At 46.1% G+C, this 7,313-nt stretch carries 6 protein-coding genes and 1 pseudogene; all 7 read right to left on the bottom strand.

Going from position 1 to position 7,313, the window contains the following annotated elements; genetic code table 11:
* Window positions 1–622: 6-phosphogluconolactonase (locus AC1DWN_RS23585; protein WP_477561337.1), on the bottom strand; the 622-nt coding region annotated here is incomplete at its 3' end.
* 80 nt (window positions 623–702) lie between these two features.
* Complete coding sequence (locus AC1DWN_RS23580; RefSeq protein ID WP_477561336.1) at window positions 703–933, bottom strand: RidA family protein; 231 nt, start codon at window positions 931–933, stop codon at window positions 703–705.
* Window positions 891–1,088, bottom strand: a complete 198-nt coding sequence (locus AC1DWN_RS23575) for a RidA family protein (RefSeq protein WP_477561335.1) — start codon at window positions 1,086–1,088, stop codon at window positions 891–893. Before AC1DWN_RS23575 ends, AC1DWN_RS23580 begins: the two co-directional genes overlap by 43 nt.
* A gap of 1 nt (window position 1,089) precedes the next feature.
* On the bottom strand, window positions 1,090–1,935 hold the full coding sequence (locus AC1DWN_RS23570; RefSeq protein ID WP_477561334.1) for an SMP-30/gluconolactonase/LRE family protein: 846 nt from the start codon (window positions 1,933–1,935) through the stop codon (window positions 1,090–1,092).
* Window positions 1,936–1,983: 48 nt separating this feature from the next.
* Complete coding sequence (locus AC1DWN_RS23565; protein ID WP_477561333.1) at window positions 1,984–3,939, bottom strand: alpha/beta hydrolase family protein; 1,956 nt, start codon at window positions 3,937–3,939, stop codon at window positions 1,984–1,986.
* A 37-nt stretch (window positions 3,940–3,976) separates the two neighbouring features.
* Window positions 3,977–6,313, bottom strand: a complete 2,337-nt coding sequence (locus AC1DWN_RS23560) for an alpha-L-rhamnosidase-related protein (protein ID WP_477561332.1) — start codon at window positions 6,311–6,313, stop codon at window positions 3,977–3,979.
* Window positions 6,310–7,313, bottom strand: a pseudogene (locus AC1DWN_RS23555) (hypothetical protein); the annotation flags it as partial. The pseudogene AC1DWN_RS23555 and the gene AC1DWN_RS23560, both read right to left, overlap by 4 nt.

Genomic DNA, 7,313 nt, shown 5'->3' with positions numbered 1-7,313 from the left:
TTCTAATAGCCCTCGCTTTAACTTTATGGGGGACACAAGAAATAATGATTTTTGACTTCATAATTTGGCTAACAGTCATCGTAATGGCTTGTTTTGGAACTGCACTCATCGACTCGAACCAGCCCTCGTTTACTTGCTGAKCCTTGCACTCCTCATCCAGGTCCACAACCTTATACGATTCTTGKTCATTAAAATCGGCTGGTGGATCATTGAAAGCAATGTGTGCATTTTCTCCGATCCCTATTAGAGCTAAATCAATCGGGGCTTTACGGATTTCCGCCGTTAGCTCAGCGATATTAGCACGAATTTCTCCCTCACCGTCAACCCAATGCGCCGTAACTCCCTCAGCAAAAGAGATAAACCTCTCTTTTAAATAACGCCGAAAGCTGGCAGGATGGGATTCGGATAGACTCACATATTCGTCAAGATGAAACATCTCAACCTTGCACCAATCCAGTCGGCTTTTGGCCAACGCCTGCAAAAATGTAAACTGAGAGGCCCCTGTCGAAAGGATAAGTCTTGCGTAACCCTGATTTTCAATACACCTTTGAAGTTGTTCTGCTGCCTGCTCCGCGGCGGAGCTACCCAGTTCCTCAGCACTGTTGGAAATACATATATTCATAAGGAAACCCTCCTAATTTAAAGTGATTAAGTTCTAATACGGGCAAAATCGGGCCTTATCCCCTTACCATTATTACAGTATCAATCAATAAGTATTTGGGGGATAACGGCTATTACATCGATTTCTACTAAAATATCAAAGTTAAGATCACAGTATATCGTGGTGCGGGAAGGATATGGAGAATTAAAGTATTCCATGTATATGTCGTTAAAAGGTTCATACAAACTTCTATCCTTTAAATAGATATTGACCTTAACCACATCATCYATCACAAGTCCTGCAGCATGTAAAATCGCCCGGACGTTTTCCATCGTCTGTTTAGTCTGTGATTGCAGATCAGGCCGACAACCTCGCCAGTTTGCGAATCAAGTCCACCCTGTCCGGAAACAAATACAAAAGGTCCAGACTGAATGGCTGATGAAAAAGGCTTTGTGCTTTCTGGTAAAGTGACGATTTGTTTTCTCATATTAACCCTCGCTCACTTTGTTTCTCCATATCGCCCAGCATCTCCCTGGTACATCACTGCGAAATCTTTCTATGCTGCCCGTATCCGCTACCGTCACGTAGCAAGTGCAGCCGTCTGGGCCACCGAACGTCAGATTAGTACAGTTTTGGCCTGATAAACTGACTTCCCGCTTCAACTCACCCTCAGGGGAAATGATGGCTACCGTACCTTTTCCATAACGCGTCACATACAAATTACCCGCCGTATCGCAGCGCATTCCATCCAATCCGAAATCAGGAAATTCGATGAATAATCGTTTATTGCTGATTTCATACGATTCTGAAAGGTCATATCGCCAAATTTTACGCTGCACGGATTCGTTCACGTAAAGTGACCTTTCATCAAAGCTGACTTCAATGCCGTTTGTTGTTCCCATTTCAGCTTCCAGAAGAATTGTCTTCCCATCGGGATCTATCCGCCAAAGCTGACCGTTAGCCTGCTTCCAGTTCGGATCGCTGGCAAACAAAATGCCATTTGCAGTAAGCGTGAGATCGTTCGGTTGATTCATGGCAGGTTCCTCAACAAACACGGATATTTCACGCGTAGTCATATTTACCTTTAATATTCGATGGTTTACGTAATCCGCTATAAACATATCGCCCATCCGATCAAAACGGATCGCGTTTCCTACACCTTTGTCCGGAATCTGTAAAAATTCGTTGTCTTGTCCATCGGTCGAAACTTTTCCGATCGTGTGTTGCCGCGCATAATTAACAGCGTAAATGTTTCCATCCCTATCGCACGCCGGCCCTTCAATTCCGGATGTAAACACATGCAGCTTCGTTAATAATTGGCTAGAATACAGCAACAGTCATCCCCCGTTTCCCTATCCATTCCATAGAACCGCCTATTCCTATCATCGATTTTCAAACCATTCCACACAATCAGGCAAATCGAAATATTGAAGCATTCCCGGTAATATAATACTGAAGATATCATTTCGATCATAATGCCTGGATCGAACCCAATCCGCTACGCTTTTCATTCCGCATTCCACTTCGATATGTTTCACGCGATGATCGAGAAGTGACGCAAGCTGCGCGTATATTCCCTGCCGCCCATGAGCATACATTCGTATATCTCGGAGGTCGACTCCCGGCAGAAGTTCCACCGCGTCCAAACCCCGCACAACATCAAATATTCGCAGAGCCGCCAAACTATCATCTAACCAAAACAGGTCATCAGTCAGCTTATAGATTGCTCCATAAAAATCGAGAGGATCGTCATTGTTGTGCCAGTTAGGCAGTAATGCACCCACGCCCGATACATCGAGAACTAAAACCACTCTACCTGCATTGCAAGTTTCCTGTATCCAGTTCATGTGAGAACTCAATTGATGTGTCCCTTGATCCCAAATAGCGACGGTTACAGGCACAATGCTATGAATATCACGCAGGTTTCTAAATAAAAACGCATGGTTGAATATGCCTGTCTGAGACCACCATACTACGCTTTGCACCGAAATATCGTTCATCTGCCCAAGCTTCGTTATCCTTGGATTCAGATCGCATGGTTTGCGGGAATAGTGAACCTTTTCCTTAAGCCAGCCTAGAGCCCTGCTTTTATACTTTTCTTTAGTAGATGTATCCCGTTGTTCCCCCACCTGAATTAACCTGTTAACATTCTCCTCGTAAACAGCTCTTGAATATTTGTATTCAGATCGTATCTGGCCAGTTGATGTGCACCAAAGCAAGGATGCTTCAATGGGTTGAACCACACCATCAGAATGAGTAACCACTTGCTCCAGTAAATGAAGAGAAAAAAATTCTGCTGCCTCACGAGCAAGCTTATCCGTAAATCGATGAACCGAGATGTCCTCAACAAACTTCAGGTTTTCTCCTTTTCCATACATATCCCAAAACCGCTTCGCTCTTGCAGTAGTCCTTCTCGTCCCCTCAATCGGGAAGAAATCGTAAGTTACCGCCAACACCAGAACTGGCCGCGGCACCATACCTATAAGAATATCTTCATGATCAAACCCTAAAGCAGTCATACCACACCAAATTTGTTCCGAATCTTGCGGCAGTCCTGTCTGCATCATGGTTTGACGATTCATGATAAATGTAGCCGGGGCAGCTGCAGCAATACGCGGATCGCATACCATCATTAACGCGGTTTGGGTTCCTCCTCCGGAATTGCCGGTTACACCGATTCTTGCAGGATCAACCTCCGAACGCGTACATAAATAATCCACGGCTCGAATGGCGTCATGTACAAAATATCGCGCAATCCCATCTCCGAGAGGCAGGCATTGAAATCCCGCATAATCATGTTCAACGATACCCCAATCGACGGTCGTTTCTTGGATCACATCTTCATAATAGCTCAGGCGTTCTCCCTGACCGATGGGATCCATCGCCAATACAACGAGACCGGCATGGACTAAATGCTGGCAAACGGTTTGATATTCCTCGGAATGCTTCGCCTGTTCATCGTGGCCGCATAGAAATAAAACGGCTCCGCGCGGAGCAGTGATCCCTTCTGGAATGTACATATTTGCTGTTATGAACGTTTCGGGCCTGGACTCAAATATGATCTTTTCTATACGATAACCTTTGCAGAGCAAGGATCCTGTGATTTTGGGATTTAATGGTGTATCACAAGGAGGCAGCCCCCCGATCGCTTCTACCAACTTTTCTCGAAAAAACAATCCACGCGCTTCTACTTGTTCACCATTTGCAAGCTCATCACGCGCTTGATCTCCTAATTCAAAAGCTTCAAGAGAACGCTGATAAATATGYTGCTTCAACTGATCCTTAACATCGTGGAAGGTGATGGTATAACACTCAAGTTCTTTCGCTTTCACTTGCATCTTCTTCCGATCACCTCTCAACTTGAGATTGTATCGATTAATTTGCTGGGATCATCGCAATCCCATTTAGGTAAACTTGTTTTGTATCAATTGTAAGAAGCGTACTATCTGAAAGATCCATTTCCAGCTTAATTCCTGATGGAGCAGATATTGTACACTCCCAAGAGATATTCGCGTTCCGGCACCAAGATATTTGGATCAAACCATGCGGTATAACTGCAGTGCCGCGTGCCCAGTCGATATCAGCTAGACGAGGTCGGAAGCGTACGATATTTCCATTTATTCCATCCATTCCATCAATCCCTAAAAGCAGCTGCATTAGCACATAAGTAGGCGATGCTCCCCATCCGTGGCAGTGACTCACTGGAACATCATCTCGAAGATAGGTTGGCGTATTCCCTTGAAACCTATGAGGGATTACACATTCGGGTGTTGACGGGTCAAACGTTTCCCAGAAGGTAGTGGCTCCCCGCTGCAGCATTGCGCCCCAATAACTGCGTATCACATCAAGAACCTCGTTCGTTTTTCCATGGTGGTATAAGCTTTCCAGAACGAAATGCTGGAAAAACGGACTTTTGATTACCGGCAGTTCCTGCTGGTGGAAATAAAATTCAAAAAAATGACTCGCCTCTTCTTTGCTCATAATGCCGCACCATACGGCCATAAAATTGGTCTGCAGCGATACCTTTTCAGATCTTCCCCCGCTCGTTACGCAATCCGAGAATAGACCAACTTCCGGTTCCCAACAGTAGGTTCTGATCGCCTCCTTGGTCAGTTCAGCCTGATTCTCCCAAAGAACGGATAAATCTGTCCAACCAAAAGGACGAGCGATTTCTGCAAGCTCCTTCAGCAGCTTAACGTACAAACAGGAGGCCGCCGTCACTTTTTCCCTCCGGTCGATATGCGGTGCCCAGTCAATAAAGCAGTGATCGTCGAGAAGAAGCAGCAAGCCGTCCTCATCTAGCTGTTTTTTCAGCCATGTAAGCGCCAGTTCGATATGGGGACGCACATCCAATATAAAGTGTTCATCAGATGAGTTTTTCCAGTAATCGCATACAGAGAGAAGCCAGTACATGCAGAAATCGGGAAACACGGAATGGTTGGATTCCGGTCCGGTAGCCGGAATGGCACCATCCTCCTTCTGAATCCGTGCCCCTTGCAGAAGCGATTTACGAACCAGCCTAGTGTCGCTGTACAAATGGTAAATGACCTTGGCCATAATGAATTCGTCGACAATCCATAGCGCTTTTTCCCTCCAAGGGCAATCTTCCAAATGCTCCTGGCTGTTCATTAGAACCGTATACTTTCCCGCTTCCCAGATCTGATTCAACAAGGGATCGCTGCAGGAAAAAGTTCCCTCTTCCACGAACGGGTAATGAACCATCTCCAGCTCGCATTGCTCGAGCTCAACGGAGGATGGACAAGCATGAAAGTTTAACTGCATATACCGAAATGCACGACGGCTGAAAGACGACCATTCGTTGATCCCGTTTTTTAGAATGATTGTATCCACATGCTCCACATCGAGCGATTCGCCATAACCAATATCCAGCACACCTCCGGAAAATGCTTGCAGCCGAATTTGTGGATAACCTACAACTTCCCTGCCAAAGTCAAGCACTATTCCCGGAAATGATCCGGGTATCGCAGCGTTTATTTGTACCCGAGCATGCTCGTCGGCACCGCTTAGCACCGCTTCGGTTCCGACAATCGTGCCTAGATTGGCGTCGATCCTTACGACGGCTTCCGCTTTTACTCTTTGCCGGTGAAGATGCGGAATTTCCCGAGGCAGCATATGAGTATAGGGAGAAACCGGATCGCCCACCTCAGAGATGATATGGGGAGAAGACCATGCTGTGTCGTCATATTCAGCCAGCAACCAATCATCTTCCTCTTCCGCAACATATATTTCCTTGAATCCGCCCCAGCGGCTGATCTGCGTTACCCGCGGCACCCAGCGCGGAGAACGCCGGATTTTCCATGTCGCATCGGTTATTATCGCAACCGTTCTCTCCTCGGTTTCAATTTCTAACTGAACGCAAAGCCCGCCCGGCCCTCGCTCGTAAGAGATTGTCGATTCGCTTTGTCCGATATGGTAGCAAACACAGGCGATACTGTTACGCCCTTCCCGCAAATATTCGCCGATTTCGTACGTATCGTAATATTGCCATCGGTAATCACACGGCGATGGTCCTTGTCCTATCCTTTGCCCGTTAACGTAGAGGATGTACTCCTGATTTGCGCTGATTCTGATACTCCCTTTCTTAACGGGAGCTTCAATCTCCACCATTCTGCGAGCATCCATATATATATTCGTCGGAGCATCCGTTGTATCCAGCCATATCCACTGCGCGTTCCATTTGTTGTTCATCATTGTAGTCTCCGTATCTGTTTTATGGTTTTAATAAGCTTCACCGATCCCAACATTCCCGATTTTTTACGGCTTCCCTCGAATAGAGATACCGGGCTGTTAGCGATCTCTAGCCTTAACCGGTTCGGGCCCACTGATAATAAATCAGTGATCTCCCACGCAAAAGGAGCGCAGTAACGTATCTTTGTTTCCACGTCGTTGACAAATAATCGGGCAACATCATATACAGATTCGATACAAAGAAAAATGCTGTTATCCGAACCAGCATCAAACCATTCATCCGGTAAATTAAACTCCTTCTCGCAGATCATTGTACCGGCGTAATGCGGAAATCCGATTTCGTCCCATGATTGGAGAGTTTTATAAGTTTTCTGCTTTGCACCGTAACGAATGCTTCCCGGAGGAAATCCAGTGTACGGGAGAATGACATGGAAGTCGCCGAACAGCCTTAGCGGTTCCAACAATCGACCGCCAGAGGGGAAATACGCCTCTACCCAATTCAATTGAATATTATCGTATCCTTGTCTAACTAAAGCTGTAATATCAACCTCTTGATTATTAACGTCATATCGGCGAACTGCAGTTGCATCCGGAACGATGCTACCATTCACTTTAATTACACATTCGCCTTCCCAGCAAGATTGGTCGAATACGAGATTGGTCTCCGTAACCTTGCCCTGGGAGTAAAATCGAGAAAATGCCCAATACTCATTACTTCGATCCGGCCCCGCCATCTCCAGCACATTAACGGCCGGCTCGGATGTAATGGCTACATTCTTCAGCCGTGGGTCCTCATCCCAAAAATGCCAGTGTGTTAAATTGAGTACATTTTGATCTTGTGGCCGCAGCAGCCACCCGCCCGATAGGTCTAGCTCGCTTGAAGTCGCTATTCCGTTGTTTGTCACATCAATAGATTCTTTGTAAGACACTTCATTCAAAGTAATCGTTTCCCCACCCAGTGGCAGTTCAACGTGATCCTCATAGATATCAAACATCAAAGAAC

This window comes from Paenibacillus sp. P4_A7 (assembly GCF_056402455.1).
This window is presented reverse-complemented; position numbering and strand designations above follow the sequence as displayed.

Bases quoted from the DNA above. Each gene is read 5' to 3' on its own strand.
- AC1DWN_RS23575 (WP_477561335.1), bottom strand. From the start codon at position 1,088: ATGAGAAAACAAATCGTCACTTTACCAGAAAGCACAAAGCCTTTTTCA.
- AC1DWN_RS23560 (WP_477561332.1), bottom strand. From the start codon at position 6,313: ATGATGAACAACAAATGGAACGCGCAGTGGATATGGCTGGATACAACG.